Source organism: Photobacterium sp. 2_MG-2023 (assembly GCF_030547675.1).
Taxonomy (GTDB): domain Bacteria; phylum Pseudomonadota; class Gammaproteobacteria; order Enterobacterales; family Vibrionaceae; genus Photobacterium; species Photobacterium arenosum.
The window spans coordinates 1-24,892 of record NZ_JAUOQQ010000038.1; the positions used below are offsets into that span (position 1 = coordinate 1).

Below are 24,892 nucleotides of genomic sequence, written 5' to 3' on the forward strand. Positions count from 1 at the left end.
TTCCTCAAGCTTAGCCACTGACGTCGCTAGGGGTGAGGTTGGGGCGGACCATATCATTAGAGTGCCCAGAAATGCCTTGTTGTTCTTTGGTGTGGTCCGGGTCGGTTGTAGGCGCTCCCGGCGCCGACAACCTAAAAATTCGTCCTGAATTTTTCCCTGGGGGAGAGGTGAGAATCGAACTTCTCATTTCGGCTTTAAAGATACATGTCAAAAACCAGGTAAGTTAATTATAATTCAATGGCTTAATACCATTTCCGTGCAGGCGAGAATCCATGCGGCGAGTGTAATTCTGTGGTTTCTTTGTGCTGGGTAAGTGACCGATGTCGCTTTTTTCATTAGCTTATGTGTCGCTGATTTTTTGCGGTAAGTCATGAAATACAAGAAAAGTATTAAATATCAGTTGGTTAGCAGAAGTGGGTTGAGTAGGATATACGACATGATGTCGTGTATCTTACTGATAGATTTATCTGGTTAAGCGCATTTAGTTTAATACAATCAATATCTTAAGTTATTTCTGATTGCAAGAGTTATATGACAGAGTTATACGACATGGTGTCGTTGAATAAAATGTTAAGTTTCAATAAGGAATCAGGGAACGATGAAAATATCTAAAGTAACTATCAATAATTTCAGGTCTATAGGCGAAGCTCATTTTGATTGTGACGATTTTAATATATTTGTCGGTCAAAATAATGCTGGTAAGACTAATTTCTTTGAAGCGATTGAGTGGTTTTTTAATGGCACTCCTAAAAGTACATCTATTAAAGATTTACACCCGAAAGGCGATACATCAAAAACTATATCCGTAAAAATCGAGTTTTCAGGAGCTTTGCATGGCGCAGAAAACATGCGCAACGATGCTAATAAGACAAAAATGCTAGGTGTATTAAACGGAAGTGACACATTAATTGTTGAACGGTCAAGTGAAGAGCCTAGTAAAAGAAAGCTAACTATAAATGGTGAAGAGTTGGCTAAAAATCCAGCAGGGTTTGATAAAGCATTCAACGATTTTCTACCGAAGTTTGAATATATACATACCAAACAATATTTTGACGAAGTGGCTAAATACTCTGCGAAAACTCCAGTTGGTATCATGCTGTCTTCTGTCCTTGAAGAAATACTGCAAGATAACCCTCAATACAGGGCTTTTAGAGACAAGTTCGATGAGTTGTTTGATGATGAAGGTTCTGCTGTTAAGGTGGAGTTTGATCGTTTAGGTGATAATGTTAAAACTCACTTGGAGAAGCAATTCGCTGAATGTACAAAAGTTAGTTTTGAAGTATCTAGTCCAGAATTCAATGACTTACTCAAGAATTTCCAGACTAGAGTTGATGATGGTGTGGAAACATACGCATCTGAAAAAGGTGATGGTATGCAGAGGGCTCTTATGCTTGCCATTATTCAAGCGTATGCTGATTACAGGAAAGGTAGAGAAGATGCTGGTAAGTCTTTTTTATTCTTTATTGATGAAGCTGAACTTCATTTACATCCAACAGCACAACGAAAGTTAAAAGAAGTGCTTTTAACTTTGAGCGCTGAATTAGATCAGGTTTTTATAAATACTCATTCATCAGTATTTGTGGCTGACGAGCATCTACATCAAAAAATCTATAAAGTTGAAAAAGAAGATAGTATTACTCACTTTAGGTACGTTGATCAATTGGATAAGCCCTACGTTGTATTTGAATTATTAGGTGGAAGTCCATCTGATCTTTTGCTTCCTCGTAATTTCTTAATAGTAGAAGGTCCGAGTGAAGTCGAATTGTTAACTCGTGTAATAAAGCGTTTTTATCCGGATAAACCGACAATTCAAATAATTTCTGCTGAAGGTGATACTCACCAAGCTAAGCGATCAATTAATGCAATAAGAAAGTCTTTCAAACCCCTTGAGAACTCAATTTTCGAGGAAAAAATGATCGTTTTATGTGATGCACCAACACAAAAAGCGCAAGGTGGTTTTGATGACTTTATGAAAGAGTTTAAAGACTTCAATACTCGAGGGCAGATTAAAGTGTTAGCCAAAGGGTCATTAGAGGAATGCTATCCGAATCACTTAGATTGGAACAGAACGGAACAACAAGTTGCGAATATGACGGGTAAGCAGAAAACACAATTGTCAAAGCGTGTTGGAGATGAAATAACGAAAGAACAATTCGAAACAGATATGAAATCGGTATTCGAGACCCTTGCTTGTGCATGGGAATTGTCATTTTGAAACTTAACAAGCCACTCCACACGGAAATTTTACTTGCTCCGCTCCCAAAATTCCGGTGAGTGGAGCGTTATGCACAAAAGGAGTCGATGTGAACGATTATGTAAACCCCGTAGAACAACTTGTTCACAGCACCTTGCGAATAGAGTGTGAAACTCCGCAAGGAGTCAGTTCTGGCTCGGGTTACTACTTTGCCTTCCTCAGGAAGGAAGACGGATTCCATGTTCCCTGTATCGTTACAAACAAGCACGTTATTCGCGGTGCTACCAAGGGAAAATTCTATTTGTCGGTTAAGAAAGAAGATGGTAGCCCTGATTTAGGCAAGCATTTTCCTGTTATTTTCGAAAACTTTGAGGAGATGTGGATTGGACACCCTGATCCATCTGTAGACCTAGCAATTTTTCCACTGGGTCCTATTTTCCATAGTGCTGAGCAGCAAGGGCTGAAGCTTCACTATGTCATGCTAGATAAATCAAATACCGCTGACAAACCTCTGCTAGATTCTTTGCCAACGATGGAAGAGATAATTATGATTGGCTACCCAAATGGAATATGGGATGAGACTCATAACCTTCCAATTATTCGAAAGGGGATTACAGCAACACATCCGAAGCTGTCATATAACGGCAAGCCCGAATTTATGATCGATGCAGCATGTTTTCCCGGCTCGAGTGGCTCTCCTGTGTTTTTAGCAAATATTGGGAGCTTTGTTAACGATAGGGGAGCTCTGTGTGCTGGAACAAGGATAGCCTTACTAGGAACCCTTTATGCGGGGCCACAGCACACAGCTACTGGAGAGGTTCGGGTTGTTAATGTGCCAACTGCAAACAAGCCCATATCCATATCGTCTATTCCGAATAACTTGGGCTTAGTCATTCACGCAAACAAACTGAATGATTTTGAACCCATTTTAGAAGATATCGTTGCCACGCAAGGGGCAAGTGCATAACAAAGCCAGCCAGTAGGACGCAGCGAAGCTGCGCCTCTGCTGGCGGCGTTAAGTGCAAGTCAGGGCCATGAGTAACTGCTTCCTTTTTGACAACGACGGAACATTGGTTGATAGCGAGTACCTTTGTAACGTCGGACTAGTGTTGATGTTTAGGCGTCATGGTATAGAGCTTGGTGCAGACGAACTTGTTATAAGATTTCGTGGTTGGAAGCTGGCAAGTTTGCTTTCAATCTTAGAGGAAGAGCACGAGATAAAGCTGTCCGCAAATTTCGTCAAAGATTATAGAAAGATAGTATCGGAGCTATTTGACAATGAACTGAAGCCCGTCGAGGGTGTAATTGATGTGTTGGAGTCTCTGAAAGGCCCTAAAGCCGTAGTATCGAGCGGACCAATGCATAAAATTAAGCAGGCGCTTGATTTATGTGGCCTATCCAAATACTTTGGTGATAATTTGTTCAGTTCATACGAAGTGGGAATCTGGAAACCTGATCCTGGCATTTATCTGCATGCGGCAAAGGAAATGGGCTACTCACCAGATCGCTGCATAGTTATAGATGATGGGCCTGTCGGTGTAAAAGCAGGTTGCGAAGCAGGTATGAAAACCTATTTTTTCAATCGCTTTAATGAAGAGTGCGATTCTGCAGGTGTTGTGAGTTTTCGAAGAATGGCAGAACTTCCGGAGTTGGTCGGCACTTAACAATCATCGGCAGAGCGACAGCCAACGCTACGCACCTTTTGTGTTACTCGCTGGCACTCAAACATTAACACAAAAGGTGCTCCGCGCTGGCTGCGCCTGCGCTGGGCGTTATAAGCGTAGGGAATTATAGTGAAAAACAAGAAAATCATAAATGCGGAAAACCTATCCTTAGAGGAATGGCTCACTTATCTTAAAGTTCCAAAAAAAGATAGAGACTTTGAGATAATTGATTATCAGTTCCCAACGGATTCACATCTAGAAGAATATCTTTCAACTATAAGCTCTAGAAGCACGAAAGAAGTTAAACTGCTTATAACAAGTTTTCTGATTGACGGCGGGCGCCTCGGCTATGATCGACATACATTGGATTGGCTCATATCTCTTGGTAAAGAAAAAATCGACGAGTTATGCGATGAGTCATTGTTCTTAACCCGCTTGCTACAAATTGGTGACCCGAGAGGGCCTTGGCCAGATATGCTCTGGGTTATAGATTTGTTGCCTCACTTCCCTAGAGAAGCGGTGAGTGCACTAGATTCTTTTTTTCAGGCGCATTGTATGTACTTTCCTGATGGAAGAATTCACGGCTTAGGAGATGCCAAAGAATTAATTCGTGCAAAATATATGGCACATTCTTTTCCAACCAAGCAAATCTTATTAGAGCTTACTCCTTATGACTTTGAGCTATTAGTTGCTTATCTATATAGGCAAAAAGGTTATGAAGTCAAGGTCACACCCAGAAGTAGAGATGGTGGCTATGATGTGGTGGCTGAAAAGTACTCTAATCGTCAACATGAGAGGCTTCACATCGAGTGCAAGCGATATGACCAGAAAATTGGTGTTGATATAGTAAGAAGAGTACTAGGGACACTAAATGTAACTAACGCAAGCAAAGTTGTAATAGTAACTAGCTCAAATTTCACTGCACCTGCTAAAAATGAAGCTTTTGCTTCTAAGCGTGTTGAATTACTGGATTGTGACGCTTTTGATGAGGAGATGAAAAAGAATGTAAGCTATCAATGGGCAAATAGAGTCTCATCATATCTGATGGAGATGACAAAATTCATATCCGGTGTCCATAAGGTAGACTAAAAAAGTGTGCGCATACGCTTATAACAAATAAGGATACGTGTCGCGCAGCCGACACTTCTATCCGGGTGTTGGACAAGCCCGGACAGCCTTATTAAGCAAATTGCTCGATTGGCATTCGGTGGGGGTTGCGCCCGCGGGTTTCGTCAAGACAAGCGCAGCCGGGAAGTGACCACGGTGTGTTTCACTTCAATGGGTTACCGCCTGAATTCGGTCTTGTGTTGGCTTTCTCCTCGTTGATGATGCTACGCCATTCTCCTTATTCTTTTGCCTTCCGGCTATCCCGGTCGGGTCAACGCAGTGCATTGCTTGCTGGCAGCTTGGGCAGTCCCGTGTTGCTTTCAGTGGCTCGGTGTTCACAGGCAACTGCCATGCAGCAGGCCATAATCCCGCACCCGTTGTAACCCTTTTGGTAGCACATGCTGCAAGATCAGCCACAAGAACTGCACCACCGGCAGGGTACGTGTTGCCGGTTGCCGGGTCTGGCTGTCGGTAACGGAAGGTCACCTGACGGTCATTGAACCGGATAATATCCTTGTCGGGCAGAACGCCACGGTAGAGGTAGCGCGACAGGTATTGCAATGCCGGCAGGCCCCGTCCGACCGCACGGCAGTCAACCACCCACTCGGTTGGCAGCGGTGCCGGAGGCAGCCCAAACGCCGGGTGACGGGCAATGGCATCGAGCAGCCGTGCCCGCCAGACTTTTACCAGGGCGGTGTGATGAAAGAGGAAGCCCTTCTTGCCCTTGTGCCACTGCCTGAGCTGTGGCGGCCATTCTCCTTGTTCTGTACGCTTGTTCTGAGAGGCTCGATATATTTCGACGCCATGATCTTTGGCGTATGGCCGAGCTTCGCCAGTTATTGTGTCCTGTAACAAATTTCTACTATCGATTTTAAAACTTTAGATGTATTCACAGATCAGGGGAAAAATACATGGATGTATTTTTAGGTTGTCGGCGCCGGGAGCGCCTACAACCGCCCCGGTCAACATCAGAGAAACAAAGGCATTTCTGGTTACTGTTTGTGCCAGCAAAGAGTAACTGGCGCGCGTCAGACAATGATGAGAGAAGCACCGAACTCAAGCGCGACATATGATCAGCAAGAATTGATGTCCTTTTAAAGTGGTCTGTGGATCACCCTATCCCAGAGACAAATTCACGGAAAAAATTCTAGTTTTTTGGCGCCCAGAGCATCCACAAGTGCCCCAGCCAAACCAAAGTAACCAAACCACTTCTGGGAATGTTTCTGCCCACAGTCAGCGCGTATTCATACAGGTTGAACTAGCTCAGATGCTTGGTACGACATCCCCCCAATCTGTTACCTTTCTTCAGAAGTTGGCTGAAAGATTGTGATGACGTTTTTGCCATACAAGGATCTCGCCTGGCGTCGTGGTGATCCGGGCAGTCGAGTCCGATATCAACATGATTGCAATCATGACACTCACAGGGAAACAATTGGTTCAGCGGTATCTGATGACTGGCAACAGTCACAGGAAGGCAGGGTGGCAACTGGCCGGTTATGCTCTTCAGTTACTTGGTGGCGTGTTGCTGATGGTGATCGGCGCATTGCTCATGAACGGGCAGGATACCGGTATTTCTCCGATGTTTTCGCTGTAAGTGAAATTGGCCCCGCGCCAAGCTGAATCACTCGGTTGCCGTAAAAATCTCAACCAGTTCTGATAAAGCCCCCGAATTGTTCGGGGGCTTTTTTGCTGACTCTGTCTGTACCGTCCTGAAATGGCATTCAAAAAACTGACAACATCATTCCCGTCAGATATAACCCCACACCGTATGAGGTATGAGCCAGCAGGCTGCGTAACCTGGCGGTATTGGGTTGTGGTGTTTTGGACGCAGCCACGCCAGCCCCCATACCCGGTTGCATCAGGAAAAATGGCGCAACTACAGTCAGGACACCCACAATTAAAGCGGGCAGTAAGGTCGGAGAGGCCGCCCATTCCAGTCCCCAGCCCCACAGCAGCACGGCGGCGAAGCAAATGCCTATCGCATAATGTGCTGTCCAGCCAAGCAGAGTTTCACCTGCGACGGGTTCTGCCTTGCCGATATTGGCGTGGGTGAATTGCCCTTTAGGGAAGTGCCCGATCCAACGGCCAACCATGGAATAGTTCAGAGAAGGGATCTTAAAACAGACTTTCAGGAAAAGTGCCCACAGGTCCATGACCAGGGTGGCGCCTATACCCAGAGCGATGGCGCGTAGAATGAAATCAGGTTCCATCTTGGTTCTCTCCTTGTTGGTTTATCGCAGGCTGCTGCGCGGTTAACTATAAAAATGTCAGCAAATGAGGCAGCGGCGGTATCAATCCACTGATAATGCTATATAATTCAATAAATCGATTGAATGATGGGGCAGTTAATCTTCTATGTCAATAATAAACAATCAGTATCATATTTATTCAGAGTTGGCTGACCTCGCCCGGCCTTTAGGAAACGCCCACCGGCTCATACTGCTGGAACATATCGCCCAGGGGGAAAAGTCCGTTGAAAAGTTGGCAGAACTGGCGGATCTGACTGTGGCAAACACGTCCCAGCACTTGCAGCAGCTAAAGCGAAATGGTTATGTCCAGACCCGCCGTGAAGGCAAGCATGTGTTTTATCGTCTCGCTGATGCGCCTGTTGTTGAACTCTTGATGGCATTGCGTCAGTTTGCTGAGTTTAATCACTCAGAGATCAGAACGCTGGTTAAAGGCACTTTGCATCATCAGCAGGATGTGGAAGCCATTTCACGGGAAGAGTTACTGGTCCGAATGCAGGAAAACAGTGTGACCCTGCTGGATGTACGCCCTGAAGAAGAATTCGAACAGGGGCACTTGCCCGGCGCTATCAATATTCCCCTTGGCGAGCTCGAAGTGCGACTGTCAGAGCTGCCGAAAGAGCAGGAAATTGTGGCCTATTGCCGTGGCCCTTATTGTTCGTTATCTATTACTGCGGTTAATGCGCTCAAAGAAAAAGGTTTATCTGCCCGCCGTTTAAACGATGGTGTACCTGAATGGAAAGCGGCCGGCTTTAAAGTCGATGCTACCTGATCAAAACTGAGTGTTTTAATGGTTTATAATGACATGGGTTTCCTATTGAGACAGGTTTCACACTGAGAGGGTTCGGTGAGAAACCTGTCTTTCTAAGCATCCAGAGCAAGCCCCCCGAATAAACATCCAGAATATCAGTTGAACGTTGACACATAGGTCATCCGTATCCTATGCTGAACATCAATCAATAATTCAATTGAATGATATTTTAAGGTTCAACAGACGTTCGTTGGCTATTTACATAAGGATTCCGGGATGACTCTCAAGGAACAACAGGATGCACAGGTGGCAATGGGTACGGACCTGTCGTCTGCTTCTAAACTGGCTTTCCCCCTGCTGGCTGTGGTGCAGGCGACACTGATTTTCACCATTGTTATGATAGGCATTCCATTGCCGGATATAGGGCGTGAATTCGGGCTGCAGGCTTCAGATTTGCTTCTGGTCAGCACTGCATATGGGTTGCCTTTCAGCGGATTGTTGTTGTTCGGAGGCCGGTTGACCGACAGATTTGGCGGATTGAAACTATTCACCGTTGGCCTTTGTGTCTTTGGTCTGGCTTCCGCGGTTGCGGCTTTTTCAACCCACTTCAACATGATGGTTGCTATGCGCTTTTTGCAAGGAGTGGGTGCCGCTTTGACAGCACCTGCTGCTGTTGCTGTTTTGCGCACACTGTTTCCGGATCCGAGCGCTTTTATGAGAGCAATGGCAACATGGGGAGGCGTGTCTGTGCTTGGTGGTGGTGTGGGTTTTCTGGCCTCAGGCGTGGTAACGACCTGGGTTTCCTGGCGTTGGATGTTTGTTGTTCCTGTGATTATCGCCATTATCGGACTAATGGCTGTGAAATGGGTATTACCGAAAGATGAGGATAGCCAGACAGTTAAACATAAGATCGGGCTTGATCCTCTCGGCGCCTTGCTGGCTACACTGGGTATTTCCATTGGTAGCTATGGTCTGATAGCCAGCGGCGAACTGGGCTGGTCAACCCCTGTCGTTTTTGTCCCCGTACTGGTGGGTCTTTGTCTTATCGCCCTGTTTCTGGTTGCTGAACGGCGTGTCAATGATCCGTTGCTGCCAAAAGGGTTTATTGGTGAACCAAACCGTATCGTGGGGCTGGTGGGTATTCTTCTGGCTGCCGCCAGTATGGGTCTGGTCACTTTCCTGTTGTCCCTGTTCCTCCAGATTCAGCAAAGCTGGACTCCGCTTGAAACAGCAGGCGCTTTTGTGCCTTATACCTTAACCTTACTGATCATGAATCAGGCGGCAAGCCGCATTGTCGGGCGTCTGGGGGCACTGAAAGTAACAATCAGCGGTTTAGTGATTGGTGCTATCGGGTTAAGCCTGCTGGCGGGCATTCATCAGGAAGTCACCTATGTGTCAGGATTACTGCCGGGCATCGTTATTCTGACTTTGGGGACATCGCTCATGTTTTCGGGATCAGCTGTGTTGTCCACCATGAATGTCCCTCAGCATCAGGCTGGTCTGGCGGGAGGTGTGATGAATACTTCTATGGAATTAGGCCCCACATTCGGATTGGCTTCTTTGATGGCAATTACGGGCATAGCCTCTAATGTAGTCGGGGGATATAGTTTGGCGTTTGCTACAGCTGCGGGCATTTATGTAGCGGCAGCCTTGCTGGCATGGTTGATCACCAGGCGTCGATATCAATCGACAGTGCAAACAGCGAGTGAGCAATCAGGTTAGCCGTGATATGAAGCAATAAAGTGCTTAAAGAGCGACATCTCTAGTTGCTGTAAGTATAGTCTTTGATCACATATGTCACAGGTGCATAAAAAACAATCAATTGATTATTTGACCGAATAACATATCGCCTTCTAGTTTGTAACCTATCTACTTGTTGCATAGTAACGAGTAGATAGGTTTTTGCGTTTTAGATAATAACAATTTTATTAAATGCAAATATTGAAATACAAACTAAGGACACATGACCCATTATGAACGTTGATCAAGTTGGCAAACTAACCCTTAAAAAACAGGTCGTTAATAAACAGATAGTTAAAAATCACGGCCGTCTGTCATTCAGGCAGGACGGGCAAGCGTCGCACGAAGCAGACCGGGAAGATGAATATCTTGATGCCCTGTACTGCGGGCAACTGCCCTTGCATCAGCCACTGGCCGAGCAAACAACCGCTGTTTCTGAACCACAGGAACAACCATTAACAGACATCCAGTATGCGTATCTGATTGGACGGAATACAGGCCTGGAGCTCGGAGGATTATCCAGCAGTTACTATCTGGAACTGGATGTCGACGCTCTGGATGAGGAGCGTTTCAAGTATGCCGTGAATCAGATCATCGGCAGGCATGCCATGCTAAGGGCCGTTGCTGTATCTGGCGGCAAACAAAAAATTGTGCCGGCTTGCAGCCTGTATTGCATTAAATCAAAAGATATTAGTGCCTGGGAAGCTTCAGAGCAGGACAAGTATCTCACCACACTGCGCCAAAGCTTGGAAAAGCAGCGGCTAACGCTAGACGAGGCGCCATCATTTGAAATGCGAATCACCCGGTTAACGGAAAAGACATGGCGCTTACATTGCCATTTTGATCTCATGTTTCTTGATGTGATCAGTGTAAGGCTAGTGCTGAAAGATATCTGGCGTGAATATCAGCAGAAGGGAGATGCCACACCGGTAAAGTTACCGGATTTCCTGAATTATGTCGCCGCAGAGCGCATACTTCAGGGGGAGGCGCAGGGCCGGAACGACCAGCAATACTGGCTTGAACGCATTAATCATCTTCCCCCAGCACCTGAACTGCCACTCAATATTTCTCCGCAACAAATTGAACACCCCAACATTCAACGCCTTTCTAGATTGTTACCTATGCAGACCTTAGCGTCATTAAAACAAGCGGCTGATAAGCATGGCCTGACAGCGGAAGCCTTGTTGTTGGGGTGTTATACCGAGGTCATTCGTCAGTGGTCAAAACGCCAGGATTTCACCCTGACACTGACCCAGATGGGGCGCAGGCCTTACGAAGATGCGATTGATCAAACGGTAGGAAACTTTCTTCAGCCCCAACTATTGCCAGTCTCTTGTGTTGCGGAAAGGACTTTTTCAGAGCGGATGCTAGAAGTGCAAACCTTGCTTTATCAGGGAAAGTTGCATGCCTCATTTAATGGCATTCAAGTGTTGCGCGAGCTGACCAGTCGTAAACAGGAAAATCGCGCAATCTCAATGCCAGTAGTATTCAGTAATACATTGACCCCTGAATTAGCAGAGTGGGTGCCCGACTGGCGGGGACCAGACAGCAAGCAGGTGTATGCCAGCAATCAAACACCGCAGATCTGGCTGGAAAACCAGATTACCCTCGAACAGCAAGGTCTGGGAATTCACTTTAATTATGTAGATGGCTTGTTCCCGCCCAACCTGGCCGAAGACATGATGGACGCTTATCTGGAACTGCTGTATCAGGCTCTTTCAGATGAAGCTGTCTCAGATCAAGCGCTCTCAGAGCAAACAATCTGGCAGAAAACCGGCGCTGTGGTGAGCATTCCTGAATCAGACAGGGCAGAACGCCAGGCGGCGAATGACACTTTTGTTGATGTAAGCCCCAGGTTACTGCAGGACGGGCTGCTGGATGCGGCGAAAAATCGTCCGGATGCTGTTGCCATAGAGCAAGGTGATAACCATCTCACTTATGGCGAATTGGTTGACAAATCAACGCAACTGGCAGCGACCTTACGGGAATCTGCGCTTATTGAAGCCGGAGACATCATAGCGGTGTCCTTGCCGCAAGGGCCTGAACTGATCGTCGGTATTTTGGGGATCTTGCAGTCAGGCGGCGCCTATGTCTCGATAGATCCTGCTTTACCGCAACAAAGGCGACTGCAATTGCTGAACCGTTGTCAGGCCAAAGCGGTCGTGACCAGCACAGAGGTTTTCACCAACCCTGACGAATATCAATCTTTTTTAAGAGTAGATCTGGATACCCTGCCGGACGACACACCTTTGGCAACTGTGTCACCCATTCAGTGCGCTGATGATCTGGCCTATGTGATTTTCACTTCCGGCTCTACCGGCGAGCCGAAAGGCGTCATGATCAGTCACAACAATGCCGTCAATACGCTTGAGGACATTAACCGTCGCTTCCAGGTTACAGCCGACGATGCCGTCCTTTCTATTGCACCGGCAGGGTTTGATTTATCTGTGTATGACTATTTCGGGGTGTTGGGTGCAGGTGGCCGTTTGGTGTTCCAGGCCGCAGACGCCCAGAACGATCCCAAAATCTGGTGTGAGACTCTGATTCATCACGGCATCACAATCTGGAACAGCGTTCCTGCCCCGGTCAAAGTGATGGTTGACAGGGCCAGTGATCTGCTAGCCAGCAGCAAGTTGCGACTGATTTTAATGAGCGGAGACTGGATTCCGGTGGATTTACCGGATGCGATCCGCAACGCACTGCCGGACGCTCAGGTAATCAGCCTTGGCGGTGCAACGGAAGGCTCCATCTGGTCTATCTGCTATCCCATTGAGCATGTTGAGCAAGACTGGGTCAGCATTCCGTATGGTAAGCCACTGGCCAACCAGCGCTTTCATGTGCTCAACGAGTGGCTGGAAGATTGTCCCAAATGGGGGATTGGTGAGTTGTATATCGCGGGTGAAGGGGTTGCTCAAGGCTACTGGGCAGATCCGGAGAAAACGGCGCAGCGATTTTTCACCCACCCGAAAACCGGAGAGCGTCTGTATAAAACAGGGGATTTGGGGCGCTATATCCAGGATGGCTTGATAGAAATTCTGGGCAGGGAAGATAACCAGGTGAAAATCAATGGTTACCGGGTTGAGCTGGGTGAAGTGGAATTTGCTTTGCTGGGTTTGCAAGCTGTTAACCATGTTGTGATTGATGCGCCGGCTCATCCTAAATCGGGACAACGGCAGTTGGTCGCCTATCTGGTACTGCATGAGAGCGCGGATTCTTATGACCATGAAACCCTGAAACAGCGCTGCAGGGAGCAGGTACAAAGCACCTTGCCACCCTATATGGTGCCCACTTACTTCATTATTCTGCCTTACATGCCACTCACCGCAAACGGAAAGATAGATCGAAAAGCATTGCCGGCACCCTGGCCGGAAGAGCATGCACAGCCAGCAGAGAGCACCCCCGTTTCTGTTACGGAAAGCCGGTTGCTCAATCTCTGGCGGGATCTGCTTCAACATGATGATCTGGATGTGAATGCCGGGTTCTTTGATGTTGGCGGAGACTCGCTGATTGCCGTGGCGCTGTTAAGCACGCTGCGCGAAGAGTTCAAGGTCACGGCTGTACAGGAACAGGATCTGATCGAAGGCCTCTTCATGAACACCAGCATCCGTCAGTTTGCCCAGATTATTGAATCAATGAAACAACTGGATGGAGTCAGTCTGGGATGAGTGCTCTAGCCGAAGAACCACTGGCTCAGCGCCAGTTTGATTTCATCATTGTCGGTGGAGGGTCTGCGGGCTGTGTGCTCGCAGCCCGCCTGACGGAAGACAGCAATAAACGGGTGTTGTTGCTCGAAGCCGGACCCGAGTCAGATGCTCACCTTGCTGACAGTCCGCTTGCTGATGCATCACGTTTGGTGCTTGAAGGTTACAACTGGTCGTATCAAGCGCAATTAAAAGGCAGCCTTAGCCCGGCCTGTGACCGGGTTCGTGGTCAACAGAAGGAGACATATCCGCCTCCCTTTGACTACAGAGTGGGGAAAGTGCTGGGCGGATCATCAGCAGTAAATGGCGCCGTTGCACTGCGGACTTTTCCTCGTGACTTTGCGCGTTGGGCAGAGATGGGATGTCCGCAGTGGTCGTGGCAACACGTACTACCCTGGTATCGCCGTCTGGAAACCGATACGGATTTTTCTGGTGATGACCTGCATGGCGATCAGGGGCCTATGGTACTGCGTCGTCCCGACACAGACAGCTTGCATCCGTTAGATCTGGCTTTCTCTGTCGCCTGCCAGAAGCAAGGTGTTCCTTATGTAGAAGATTTGAATGCTGGCGAAGCACCCGGTATCGGTCCTGTACCTTCCAACGTTAAACAGCAGGCCCAGCGTTTGGATGCCTATCAGGCTTATCTGGCACCGGTTCAGGACAGACCGAACTTAACGGTACTGACAGACGTTCTTGTCTCTGCCATCAGGTTCAGCGGGACGGCGGTGTCAGGCATTGAAGCGATTTATCAGGGGCGCTGCCATAGCTTTGAAGCCAGTGAAGTTGTACTGGCAGCAGGAGCAATAGGCAGCCCTGCTCTGTTACAGCGTTCCGGAATTGGTGATCCGGCCCACCTGGATTCCCTGAACATTCCTGTGCGGGTTGACCGGCCAGCCGTTGGCCGCAATTTGCAGGATCATGCCTCTCTGGTGATCTGGGCGCTTCCCAAAGCCGGTGTCTGTCGTCGTGGCTTGCCGTGGCGCCAGATTGCCGCCCGTATTTGCAGTGGTGCAGGTGAGGAAACCGATGTCCAGATTGGTCTGCTCAACAATGTCGAAAGTCATACCGTTCCCAAATTCAGGCACAGGCTTGAGTATCCCATGATCGTTGGCGCTTCTGCCATGCTGATGCAGCCTGCTGCGCGGGGACAGGTTTTTATCACCAGCCGCGAGGCAGAAGTGCTGCCATCTATCCAGCTCCCGTTACGTGAAAGCGAGCAGGACGTTCACCGCATGGTAGGTGCTGTACGGCAAATGTGGCGCGCACTGCATGACCCGGATGTTACCCGCTTTCTGGATGGGATTCAGTTCTGGTCTGACGCCATGATTAACAGTGATCGTGTGATGCACAGCGCGGTAAAAAACATGCTCAACCCGGGCTGGCACGCATCCGGAACGGTTCGGATGGGGCCTGAACATAACCCGGATTGCGCGGCAGATCAGAACGGCAGAGTGTACGGGGTCAGTGGTCTGACTGTTGCCGATGCCTCACTATTTCCTGTGATTCCCTCCATGCCGACTAATTTAACCACCATCATGGTGGCAGAGCGTATCGCGCATGCATTGAAAACAGGAGGTCTGGATGTCAGCAAATAAAAATCTGGTTGTGTATGCCTTCCCCCATGCCGGTGCCAGTGCCAATGTCTACCGCCCTTTCTGCCAGCTTCATCAGGACAAGGGGACGGCTGTTTTACATCCGGTTGAAATACCCGGACGTGGAATGCTGGGTCGTGAACCTGAGGTGACATGCCTGCATACGCTGGCTGAAAAACTGGCAGATACCCTGTTTAGCGATTTTCAGCAAAAGCAGCAGCAGGGGATTCAGTGCTGGGCGACATTTGGCCACAGCTTCGGCGGTGTGCTCAGTGTAGCAGTCACAGACGTTATGCATAAAAAGTATGGGATCAAGCCTGTGTACAGCATGGTGTCGGGATCAGTCCCGCCCAGTGAGCAAGATACCGATGATTTGCACTTATGGTCGGATGAATCGCTGCTGCAAAAAATGCGTGAGGATCAGGGAACACCGAATACTGTGCTGAATGAACCGGCGCTGGCCAGGCGCTATGTGGCTCAGTTGCGCTGTGATTTTCTGGTGCGCAGTCAGTTTCCTTCGCTCAGGGATCTTCGAGTCGTGCAGCCCCTGCTGCTGGTGGCCGCATCGGACGATCCGCACGTTACTGAGGAGCAGCTTCAGAAGTGGCGGCAGCATACCTCGGAACGTACAAGCATGATCCGGGTGGATGGCGATCATTTTGCGGTTTACCGGCACTGGCCTGTGATTCAGCAGGCAATGGATACCGAAGCCTCATTAAGGCTGGCGGCGGAAAACAAAATGGACAGTTGGAGTGTGTTTCAGTGAGTACAACCACAGATGAGCTAAAGGAATTCCGGCTGTCTTGCCGGGAGTGTTTTGACCATTACGCGAAGCCCCATCTTGAAAAATGGGAGATGCAGGGCCTGGTTGACCGCGATTTCTGGCAAACCATGGGAGCACATGGCTTGCTGGGGATGGGCGTCAGCCAGGATCTGGGAGGAAAAGATAAATCAGATTATCGCTACGCGCTGGCACTCACTGAAGAAATGCTGGCAATTGGAATGACAGCGCCGATTGTGATTTCCCATAACGATGTGATTGCCAGTTATCTCAACCAGTTTGCTTCCGAAGAGCAGAAACAGCGCTGGTTACCGGATTTGTGCAGTGGCCGTCGGATTGCCGCCATTGCCATTACGGAGCCAGGCGGTGGCTCAGATTCGGCCGGGATGAGCACGGAAGCGACAGCAGATGGCGATAACTATGTGCTCAATGGCCGTAAAGCGTTTATCACCAATGGCGTGAATGCAGATCTGTTCATCGTCGCTGTGAAGACTGACGCCGGGCCGCGAGGGCAGGGAATCAGCCTGATGGTAGTGGAAAAAGGCATGGCTGGTTTTTCTCAGGGTGAAGCGCTGAAAAAGCTGGGATGGCATGCCAGTGATACGGCGAACTTAGCGTTTGATCACTGTGTTGTGCCAAAAAGTAACCTGCTCGGACGTGAAAATCTTGGCAGTTATTACTTTATGACAGGAATGACACGCGAACGCTTAAGTATCAGTACCGTGGCGGTGGCAAGCGCTGAAATCATGATGGCAGAGACGTTGACTTACGTTAAGCAGCGCAAGGCGTTTGGTCAGCCGATCGGTGCGTTTCAGTACAACCGCTTTTTGCTGGCGCAACTGGATACTCAAATCAAAGTCACCCGCAGCTATCTCAATGATGCCATTGAACGTTTTAATGCGGGTTCGCTAAGTCTGGAAGATGCGGCCCGACTGAAATGGTGGGCAACAGAAGTGCAGAACAAGGTGGCGGATGAATGTCTGCAACTGCATGGCGGGAGTGCTTATATGAGCGATTCGTCGATCGGCAAATTGTGGGTCAACAGCCGGGTTCAGAAAATTTATGGCGGCACCAGTGAAATCATGCTGGAAGTCGTCAGTAAATCCATGGGGCTTTAGAGAGGAAATGATGGAAATCGTAAAAAACGAAACGGAAACATCAAGCAACATCTGGCGTATTGAAGCTGCAGATAAGTCGCAATGGGTAACGGTTCAGGCATGGGCAAGAGATGAAGGCTGGGATTTAGGTATCGGTGACGCTGACGCCTTTTTCGAGGTAGATAACGAGGGTTTCTTCATAGGGTATATCGGCTCTCAGCCTGTCGCTGCTTTGTCTATGGTGAATTATTCGACTGAGTTCAGCTACTTTGGACACTATCTGGTTCCTCCTTCGTTTCGCGGTCAGGGAAATGGGCTGCGTTTGTTTCAGAGTGTGATTGGCCATTGCGGCGAACGTACCATAGGTCTGGATGGCATGCCGAGCCAAGTGGACAATTATGCGAAATGGGGTTTTGTCGCACAGAGGAATAATCAGCGTTTAGTCGGGCAATTACAGCAGGATTACGCTTGTCCTGCGGGTATAGAGGCCATAGATGAATCACTGTTAGGTGATGTGATTCATTATGACGCTAATTGTACTGGTGTGAATCGAAGCGCTTTATTGAGTCGGTGGTTTTCAGGGGATGACAGGTACGGTTTTGTTTGCCGCGATGGGCAGGATATCAGCGGCGTGGTAGGGATTCGTCGCTCGCAGGAAGGATATCGTATTGGACCATTGTTTGCTGACCATCCCGATGATGTTGAGCCGCTGTTGTTTGCCGCTTTATCGGTGGCACCGCGAGGTGCCCTGATTACGTTGGATGTGCCGGAAAAACCAGACACCAGATTGTTTGAACTGGCAGAAAAGCATGGATTTGAATCCATCTTCCATACACTTCGTATGTATCGCGGCGAGCCGCCGAAAGAGCAGGAGCACAAGGTTTGGTGCATTGCGTCATTGGAGCTTGGTTAATCATGAGTGAAAACACTATGACAGAAACTATGACAGAAACCATGGCTGAGAACGTTGAGACAGCTGAAAAAGGCCAAGCGATGAGTACATCAACACCCACATTGCTGGAGTGGATGGGGGGACGCGACGCGATCCGTCACTTGCTGCAAGTGTTTTACGCAAAAGTCGAAAAAGATGACTTACTTCAGCCCCTTTTTCAGCATATGCCGCCAGATCACCATGTTCATGTTGCTATGTGGTTTGAAGAAGTCTTTGGCGGTGAGCCCCTGTATACCAATGACAGAGGAGGTTTCAAAAATATGATCCGCAAACACAGGGGGCGTTCGATTCAGGCGGAACAGCGTGATCGTTGGGTATCTTTGATGATGCAAAGTGCGGATGAAATTGAACTGCCAAGTGATCCGGAATTCCGGTCAGCGTTTACGGCATACATAGAGTGGGGATCTCGCAGGGCAATGGCTAATTCACAACCGGGCGCTAAGCCTTCGAAGCGAGATACCGTGCCCAGATGGGGATGGGGAGAAGCGCCTCCGGGCACACTTTAGGAGCAAAGCTATGTTGGTGGCTGTCAGTGATTTGCATGTCTCTCACCCGGAAAACAGGCGGGCTGTAGAAGCACTGTGCGCTGGACATTGCGAGGATTGGCTTATTCTGGGTGGTGATGTGGCCGACGATCTCACCGATTTTGAGTGGGTTATTCGATTGGTTGCCGCGCGGTTTTACCGGGTCATCTGGGTGCCCGGTAATCATGAGCTTTGGTGTACACCCAAAGAGCCGATGGCGTTACCCGGTGAAATGCGATATCGCCAGCTTATCGAGATTTGCCACCAATATGGCGTCCTGACCCCGGAGGATGACTATCCGGTTTATACCGCTGAGAATGGGCAATCATTTTTGATTGCCCCTATTTTCACCTTGTATGACTACTCGTTTCGCCACCCTTCTGACTTCACGCCAGAGCAGGGGTTGGAGAGAGCAAGACGGGCAGGTGCGGTTTGCTCAGACGCGTTTTTTCTCAAAACGTATCCCTATCCGGATATCCGAAGCTGGTGTACCGAGCGTGTTCAGTACACAGAAGCCCGACTGAATGCAGTATCGGGACAGCTTCCCATGATATTTATCAATCATTTTCCAATGCTGCAGGTCCTGACTCAGTCTGTGCAACCGCAGGAGTTTTCAATCTGGTGCGGCACACAACAGGTTGCATCCTGGTTAAGCCGTTATCCGGTCTGCCTAGTCGTATACGGGCATCTTCATATGCATGGTTCCACGGTACTGGAAGGAATACCGCATGTTGAAGTGTCTTTAGGTTACCCGAAAGACAGGCATGGCCGTGATGCGTCCGGCATGTTAACGGTACTCGACACACTCTTGATGTAAGGCTTCAGATCGAACAGCACTACAGAAATGTTGAGCTGTGTCAGGGACAGATTTGGCAATAAATAAGGAAATCAAATATGGACAAGCTCCAGAACCAACCAACAGCAAAGCCTAAGATACTGATCGGAGCATCAGGTTCTGTGGATATTATGTTGTTGCCAAAATATTTACAGGCGATCAAAGGGGGAATTGATTGTGAACTGACCGTTCTGATGACACCGACGGCAGAAACATTCATACCCGCATCCAGCATGGCATTGTATTGTGACCGGGTGATCGCGGGTGAGCAGCCCCGGGACTGGCCGACGGATAAACCTTCCCGGATCGTCGCCGATCATGATGTGCTGTTTGTGATGCCAGCCACAGCAAATACACTTGCGACTGCGGCACAGGGCGGTGCGACCAATCGGTTGACGACCGTGATCCTGGCAGCGGATTTTCCCGTGTGCTTTTTGCCCGTGATGGGAGCCGTAATGTGGAAGAAGCCGGCGGTTCAGCGCAATGTCCAGCAACTGCGAGAAGACGGTTATGACGTGGTTGAACCGGTTTGGCATGAGAATTTTGATGCGTCGCTCAGTCGTATGGTTGGTCATCCCTCGTTACCTGCTCCTGAAGCTGTCATTGCCCTGTTACAGGCGGCGCTGAAAAAATAGCAGGTAGTAAACTGTTCAGGCAGAGGCAGAGGCAGAGGCAGAGGCAGAGACAGTGACAGAGATAGCGAACAGTACTTGTTACACCCTCTTGTTTGCTGCCTTCATGCTTCTTTGATAACCAGATCGGCAGGCCGAGTGTGCTGAAACGCTTCTGCCTGCCGGCGAATCCAGTCACTGAATAACCGGATCTTTTCACGTTTAAAATAACCTTCCGGTGCACACAGGAAATAACTGTAATTGGGCCGTACCGCAATGTTACCGATACGTACCAGAGTGCCATCTTCGACAAATCGGTGAGCCAGGCTGTGCCGAGCCAGCGCAACACCCTGTACAGACAAGGCCCCTTCAAGCACATAGCTGGCGCCATCGTATACCAATGAGGTGGAACCACCTTTAACGCCAACAATCGACATCCAGCGCTCCCAATCCATATCCGGTAAAAGATCACCAATCAGATGAGCATCTTGTAAGTCCTCAACCGCAAAAATCTGATGTTCTTTCTGATAAATCGGATGGCAGACGGGGTAGAGCAAGTCATCCATCAGCCACTGACAGGTTAAATTCGGATAGCAGCCTTCACCGTATCGGATGCAGAGATCTAACGAAGATTGCTCAAAATCCACCAGTTCATTTTTCGACTCAACTAACACAGAGATGTCTGGATGATCCGAACGAAATGCTGTCATGCGAGGTACCAGCCAATGGACGGAAAAAGAGGGCAGTGTCGACAGGGATAAACGCTGGGGTTCCGGGTCATTGTTGATCAGCCAAACGCCATTCTGAATGTGTTTGAAGCCTTCCTGACTGTGCTCAAACAGAGTCTGACCTTCCGGGGTCAGCACCACTCGCCGGTGCTGGCGGTAAAACAAGGCGGTACCCAGCCAGTCCTCCAATAACCGGATTTGCTGGCTGATGGCAGCCGCAGTGACATGCAGGTGCTCGGCTGCGGCTTTAAAACTGCCGTAATGTGCCGCCTGATAAAAATAATATAAACCCTGTAATGGTGGCATACGGTGTCGGAGTTCATTTGGCGATGACATTAGTTTTCCTTAACTGACTGTCAGGATCTATCGTTTGAGGAACGGCTGACTCTGGTCGAAGATAAATCTATCTTTCGATGATGATAGGTGGTTGATATGGGGATGACAACATATAAGCTTGCGTTTACCGCGAGCAGAGAAGTGGTGAATATGATTAAGTCTGGCTTTTCTTATTATCGACGCTGGCGTCAGCGGGAGCGTGACTTACGCCACTTAAGTGAATTACCTGACTATTTACTGGATGATATAGGGTTGGATCAGAATATAGTCGACGCAGAACTGCGAAAATCTTTGACTGATGGAAAAGAGATACGGCGACAGGTTTTCAGGCGCAGTGGCGGGTAGCCCAGAATACTGGGCTGAATCACCAGTGTCTGGTTGGTTAGGGCCTCATCGCTGAAAGCAGAAAGTCGATGAGCACTTTAACTCTTTGAGGCAGTAGCCGACGTTGCTGATAAATCAGAAACAGCGGTAAGGAGGGTAAAGGTACAGGCGGAGGAACGGCTTTCAAGGCAGATGATTGCAAGCTGCTTTGGCAAAGCGGCAGTGGCAGTAGTGCGATACCAGTACCAGACAGACATAAGGATAACGACTGTTCCAGATTGGAAGAACGAATGGCTGGGTTTTGGCCGCTGAACGGGCTAAGGCCAAGCGGGTCATGCAGTTCGACGTTATGCCATTCACTGACTGGCGCATGTTTTGCCAGCCACTCAGGGCTGGCAACCAGTAGCATCTCGGCTGGTGGCAGCGGTCTGGCTATAAGTTCAGTATTGACAGGATCTTTGCCTCTGATGGCAATATCAATCCGGTGTTCAGCCAAATCCAGTACATCATCTTTTGATACTAATTCGATACGAATTAGCGGGTATTTGTGGTGAAAAGACTGTAACAATGAGAGAAAGTGTGCATTTGGTAAACTTGCCGGTACGGATAAACGGATGTCTCCTGCCAGTGTTGCTGCCTGCGTAAATTGTGCCCCTGCCGCCTCTAATGTATTTAAAGCTGTTTTGCAGGCCAGCAGGTATTGTTCGCCTTCTGGCGTTAAAGAGACATGCCGTGTATTTCTCAGAAATAACCGGACACCTAATTGTTTTTCCAGTTCGTTTATCCGTGCGCTGATTGTTGCTCTGGGTACGTTCAGGCGCCTCGCTGCTTCTGAGAAGTTTAAACATTCAGCGACCAGTATAAAGCTGTTAAAAGGGGCGAGTAAGTTCATTGTCTAAAATAATCAGCCAAGTTGTATCGAATATCTCATATTTTTTACCACTAAATCTCAGCGTATTCTTCACTTATTGTCGATGAACAGTAAAAAGGAATAAAAATGAGATTTGAACGGGTTGCGATTGCTGCTGCTATGGTTATGAGCTTGCCCATAGCTCAAGCAAATGAGTTGAATATACAGTGGTTGGGTGGACCAACAATGCTGATTGAGTTTGGAAACATACAATTACTGACAGATCCTATGTTGGGTGAAGGAGAGAAAGCTTACCGAATGGCGGATCCTAATGAAGCGTTTGATCTTAAACAAGGCCCAAATGTGAAGGATCATGCTCGATTAGCCCCTTTGCCTGATTTCGATCTCCAGCAGGTCGATGCTGTACTGATCAGTCATACGCATGAAGACCATTTTGATCAGGTGGCGCGTGAGATTTTGCCTAAATCCTTACCTGTGGTGATACCTGAGTCTGATATTGCTTTAATGTCTTCGCTGAAGTTTAGCAACAGTCAGGCGTTAATCTGGGGGGATACCTGGCGATTAGAAGATGGCAGCCATAAAGTTACGATAACGGCTATACCTGCTTATCATACGCTAGCACCAGCAATGGAATCGTTGCTGGGCCATGGTAATGGTTACTGGATGACTTTTGAGCAGGGCGACTGGCGAAAATCACTTTACTGGAGTGGCGACAGTTTCATGACTCCAGAATTGATCAGTACGGTACGTAAATTGGGTCAGCCAGATGTATTTGTGCCTCATGTCGGCAGGGTAGGGACAACCGGACCGCTGGGAATGATATCAATGGGTGCGCAGGAAGTTAGGGAGGCAATTTTGCAGTTGCAGCCGGGAAGAACGTTGCCGATTCATCACTCTACCTATGCGCTGTATCTTGAACCTGTCAGCGTATTAGTAGAATTAGCAAACCAGAGTCAATTACCAGTAGATGTGGTATCCGAAGGTGGTGTATTGACCTACAGATAAAAAAAGCCAGTCCGCAGACTGGCTTAGGGTGCGTGTCTGGTTAACTTACGCCAGCAGCTCTTTCGCTGTGCTGACCACGTTTTCAGTGGTGAAACCGAACAGCTTGAACAGCTCACCGGCCGGGGCCGATTCACCGAAGCTGGTCATGCCGATGATGCGACCGTCAAAGCCCACGTACTTGTACCAGAAGTCGGCAATACCGGCTTCGATAGCGATACGGGCGGTCACATCCGATGGCAGTACAGACTCGCGGTAAGCGGCGTCTTGCTTGTCGAACGCATCGGTTGATGGCATAGACACCACGCGCACCTGCTTGCCTTCGGCGCTCAGCTCGGCCGCTGCGTTCACCGCCAGCTCTACTTCAGAGCCGGTGGCAATCAAAATCAGCTCAGGCTTGCCGGCGCAGTCTTTCAGGATGTAACCACCCTTCGCGATATCCGCAACCTGCGCGTCGTTACGCTCCTGCTGAGCCAGATTCTGACGCGAGAAGATCAGCGCTGACGGCGCGTCTTTACGCTCGATGGCCAGTTTCCAGGCCACGGCAGATTCAACCTGGTCACACGGACGCCAGGTGCTCATGTTCGGGGTCAGGCGCAGCGAAGCGATTTGCTCCACCGGCTGGTGCGTCGGGCCGTCTTCACCCAGACCAATCGAGTCGTGGGTATAGACCTGAATGTTCTGCACGCCCATCAGCGCGGCCATGCGCATGGCGTTACGGGCATATTCCATGAACATCAGGAAGGTCGCGCCGTAAGGCACGAAACCGCCGTGCAGGGCGATACCGTTGATGATGGCCGTCATGCCGAATTCACGCACACCGTAGTGGATGTAGTTACCGGATGCGTCATCTGTGGTCAGCGACTTGGAGCCAGACCACATGGTTAGGTTGGAAGGTGCCAGATCTGCCGAGCCGCCCATGAATTCAGGCAGGATTTTGCCGAAGGCTTCCAGCGCGTTCTGAGAAGCTTTACGGGAAGCGATGTTGGCCGGGTTGGCCTGCAGATCGGCAATGATCTGGCTGGTTGCTTTTTCCCACTGTGCCGGCAGTTCACCGTTCACACGGCGTTTGAACTCCGCAGCCAGTTCCGGATGTGCAGCTTCATACGCGGCCAGTTTTTCATTCCATGCGGCTTCTTTGGCGGCGCCTGCTTCTTTGGCGTCCCACTCAGCGTAAACGTCGGCAGGGACTTCGAACGGACCGTGCTGCCAGCCCAGGAATTCACGGGCTGCTGCGATTTCATCGTGACCCAGCGGGGCACCGTGACAGTCGTGAGAGCCGGCTTTGTTCGGCGAACCGAAACCAATGATGGTTTTGGTACAAATCAGGGTTGGGCGTGGATCGGCTTTTGCCGCTTCAATCGCCGCATTGATGGCGGCCGCATCGTGGCCGTCAACCGCAGGGATCACGTGCCAGCCGTACGCTTCAAAACGTTTTGGCGTATCGTCGGAGAACCAGCCTTCCACGTGACCGTCAATCGAGATGCCGTTGTCATCCCAGAAGGCGATCAGTTTGCCCAGACCCAGCGTACCGGCCAGTGAGCAGGCTTCGTGAGAAATGCCTTCCATCAGGCAGCCGTCGCCCAGGAATGCATAGGTGTAGTGGTCAACCACATCGTGGCCGTCACGGTTAAACTGTGCGGCCAGCGATTTTTCAGCAATCGCCATACCCACGGCATTGGTGATGCCCTGACCCAGCGGGCCTGTGGTGGTTTCGATGCCCGGCGCGTAGCCGTACTCCGGGTGACCCGGGGTTTTCGAGTGCAGCTGACGGAAGTTTTTCAGATCGTCAATTGCCAGCTCGTAGCCGCTCAGGTGCAGCAGGGAGTAAATCAG

Annotated in this window: 20 protein-coding genes and 2 pseudogenes; 17 read left to right on the top strand and 5 right to left on the bottom strand. The window is 49.2% G+C overall.

Features of this window, described 5'->3' with window-relative positions:
- Positions 1-598 precede the first annotated feature (598 nt).
- The 4 genes from Q4491_RS20590 (at position 599) to Q4491_RS20605 (ending at position 4,947) form a co-directional block, all read left to right on the top strand.
- Positions 599-2,215: an ATP-dependent endonuclease gene (locus tag Q4491_RS20590; RefSeq protein WP_303460508.1), complete on the top strand. Its 1,617-nt coding sequence runs from the start codon at positions 599-601 to the stop codon at positions 2,213-2,215.
- Positions 2,216-2,303: 88 nt separating this feature from the next.
- Positions 2,304-3,161 carry a serine protease gene (locus tag Q4491_RS20595; RefSeq protein ID WP_303460510.1) on the top strand — a complete coding sequence of 286 codons (858 nt, stop codon included), beginning with the start codon at positions 2,304-2,306 and terminating at the stop codon, positions 3,159-3,161.
- 67 nt (positions 3,162-3,228) lie between these two features.
- On the top strand, positions 3,229-3,858 hold the full coding sequence (locus tag Q4491_RS20600) for an HAD-IA family hydrolase (protein WP_303460513.1): 630 nt from the start codon (positions 3,229-3,231) through the stop codon (positions 3,856-3,858).
- A gap of 129 nt (positions 3,859-3,987) precedes the next feature.
- Positions 3,988-4,947, top strand: coding sequence for a restriction endonuclease (locus Q4491_RS20605; RefSeq protein ID WP_303460515.1), 960 nt, complete (start codon positions 3,988-3,990; stop codon positions 4,945-4,947).
- A 359-nt stretch (positions 4,948-5,306) separates the two neighbouring features.
- Here Q4491_RS20605 and Q4491_RS20615 read toward each other — a convergent pair.
- A pseudogene (locus Q4491_RS20615) lies at positions 5,307-5,703 on the bottom strand (transposase); the annotation flags it as partial.
- A 658-nt stretch (positions 5,704-6,361) separates the two neighbouring features.
- On the opposite strand from Q4491_RS20615, the pseudogene Q4491_RS20620 reads away from it, so the two are divergent.
- Positions 6,362-6,559: pseudogene (locus Q4491_RS20620) on the top strand (hypothetical protein); the annotation flags it as partial.
- A gap of 127 nt (positions 6,560-6,686) precedes the next feature.
- Here the strand turns inward: Q4491_RS20620 and Q4491_RS20625 are convergent.
- Entirely contained in the window at positions 6,687-7,175 is a 489-nt protein-coding gene (locus Q4491_RS20625; protein WP_303460523.1) for a DUF2938 domain-containing protein, read from the bottom strand.
- A gap of 145 nt (positions 7,176-7,320) precedes the next feature.
- Between Q4491_RS20625 and Q4491_RS20630 the strand changes: the two genes are divergently transcribed.
- The 10 genes from Q4491_RS20630 (at position 7,321) to Q4491_RS20675 (ending at position 19,819) form a co-directional block, all read left to right on the top strand.
- A complete protein-coding gene (locus Q4491_RS20630) occupies positions 7,321-7,983 on the top strand; it encodes a metalloregulator ArsR/SmtB family transcription factor (RefSeq protein ID WP_303460526.1) in 663 nt (220 codons plus the stop codon).
- Positions 7,984-8,238: 255 nt separating this feature from the next.
- Positions 8,239-9,684: an MFS transporter gene (locus Q4491_RS20635; protein WP_303460531.1), complete on the top strand. Its 1,446-nt coding sequence runs from the start codon at positions 8,239-8,241 to the stop codon at positions 9,682-9,684.
- A gap of 251 nt (positions 9,685-9,935) precedes the next feature.
- Complete coding sequence (locus tag Q4491_RS20640) at positions 9,936-13,367, top strand: amino acid adenylation domain-containing protein (protein WP_303460534.1); 3,432 nt, start codon at positions 9,936-9,938, stop codon at positions 13,365-13,367.
- Positions 13,364-14,998, top strand: a complete 1,635-nt coding sequence (locus Q4491_RS20645; RefSeq protein WP_303460537.1) for a GMC family oxidoreductase — start codon at positions 13,364-13,366, stop codon at positions 14,996-14,998. Before Q4491_RS20640 ends, Q4491_RS20645 begins: the two co-directional genes overlap by 4 nt.
- Complete coding sequence (locus Q4491_RS20650; RefSeq protein WP_303460540.1) at positions 14,985-15,761, top strand: thioesterase II family protein; 777 nt, start codon at positions 14,985-14,987, stop codon at positions 15,759-15,761. The genes Q4491_RS20645 and Q4491_RS20650 overlap by 14 nt, the downstream gene beginning before the upstream one ends.
- Entirely contained in the window at positions 15,758-16,894 is a 1,137-nt protein-coding gene (locus Q4491_RS20655) for an acyl-CoA dehydrogenase family protein (protein WP_303460543.1), read from the top strand. Before Q4491_RS20650 ends, Q4491_RS20655 begins: the two co-directional genes overlap by 4 nt.
- Before the next feature lie 7 nt (positions 16,895-16,901).
- Positions 16,902-17,786: a GNAT family N-acetyltransferase gene (locus Q4491_RS20660; protein WP_303460545.1), complete on the top strand. Its 885-nt coding sequence runs from the start codon at positions 16,902-16,904 to the stop codon at positions 17,784-17,786.
- A 2-nt stretch (positions 17,787-17,788) separates the two neighbouring features.
- Positions 17,789-18,331 (top strand): group II truncated hemoglobin, encoded by a 543-nt coding sequence (locus Q4491_RS20665; protein ID WP_237795622.1) that lies wholly within the window; start codon positions 17,789-17,791, stop codon positions 18,329-18,331.
- 10 nt (positions 18,332-18,341) lie between these two features.
- Complete coding sequence (locus Q4491_RS20670) at positions 18,342-19,166, top strand: metallophosphoesterase (protein WP_192017679.1); 825 nt, start codon at positions 18,342-18,344, stop codon at positions 19,164-19,166.
- 77 nt (positions 19,167-19,243) lie between these two features.
- Positions 19,244-19,819: a flavoprotein gene (locus tag Q4491_RS20675; protein ID WP_192017678.1), complete on the top strand. Its 576-nt coding sequence runs from the start codon at positions 19,244-19,246 to the stop codon at positions 19,817-19,819.
- 101 nt (positions 19,820-19,920) lie between these two features.
- On the opposite strand, the gene Q4491_RS20680 is transcribed toward Q4491_RS20675, so the two are convergent.
- Positions 19,921-20,859 (bottom strand): LysR substrate-binding domain-containing protein, encoded by a 939-nt coding sequence (locus Q4491_RS20680; protein ID WP_192017677.1) that lies wholly within the window; start codon positions 20,857-20,859, stop codon positions 19,921-19,923.
- A 96-nt stretch (positions 20,860-20,955) separates the two neighbouring features.
- On the opposite strand from Q4491_RS20680, the gene Q4491_RS20685 reads away from it, so the two are divergent.
- The gene (locus Q4491_RS20685; RefSeq protein ID WP_303460551.1) at positions 20,956-21,204 is read left to right on the top strand and encodes a DUF1127 domain-containing protein; all 249 of its coding nucleotides are present in this window, start codon (positions 20,956-20,958) and stop codon (positions 21,202-21,204) included.
- Between the two features lie 37 nt (positions 21,205-21,241).
- On the opposite strand, the gene Q4491_RS20690 is transcribed toward Q4491_RS20685, so the two are convergent.
- Positions 21,242-22,075 carry a LysR family transcriptional regulator gene (locus Q4491_RS20690; protein WP_303460553.1) on the bottom strand — a complete coding sequence of 278 codons (834 nt, stop codon included), beginning with the start codon at positions 22,073-22,075 and terminating at the stop codon, positions 21,242-21,244.
- Between the two features lie 105 nt (positions 22,076-22,180).
- On the opposite strand from Q4491_RS20690, the gene Q4491_RS20695 reads away from it, so the two are divergent.
- Entirely contained in the window at positions 22,181-23,059 is an 879-nt protein-coding gene (locus Q4491_RS20695; RefSeq protein ID WP_218386026.1) for an MBL fold metallo-hydrolase, read from the top strand.
- Between the two features lie 45 nt (positions 23,060-23,104).
- On the opposite strand, the gene tkt is transcribed toward Q4491_RS20695, so the two are convergent.
- On the bottom strand, positions 23,105-24,892 hold a 1,788-nt coding region (tkt, locus tag Q4491_RS20700; RefSeq protein WP_303460555.1), incomplete at its 5' end, for a transketolase.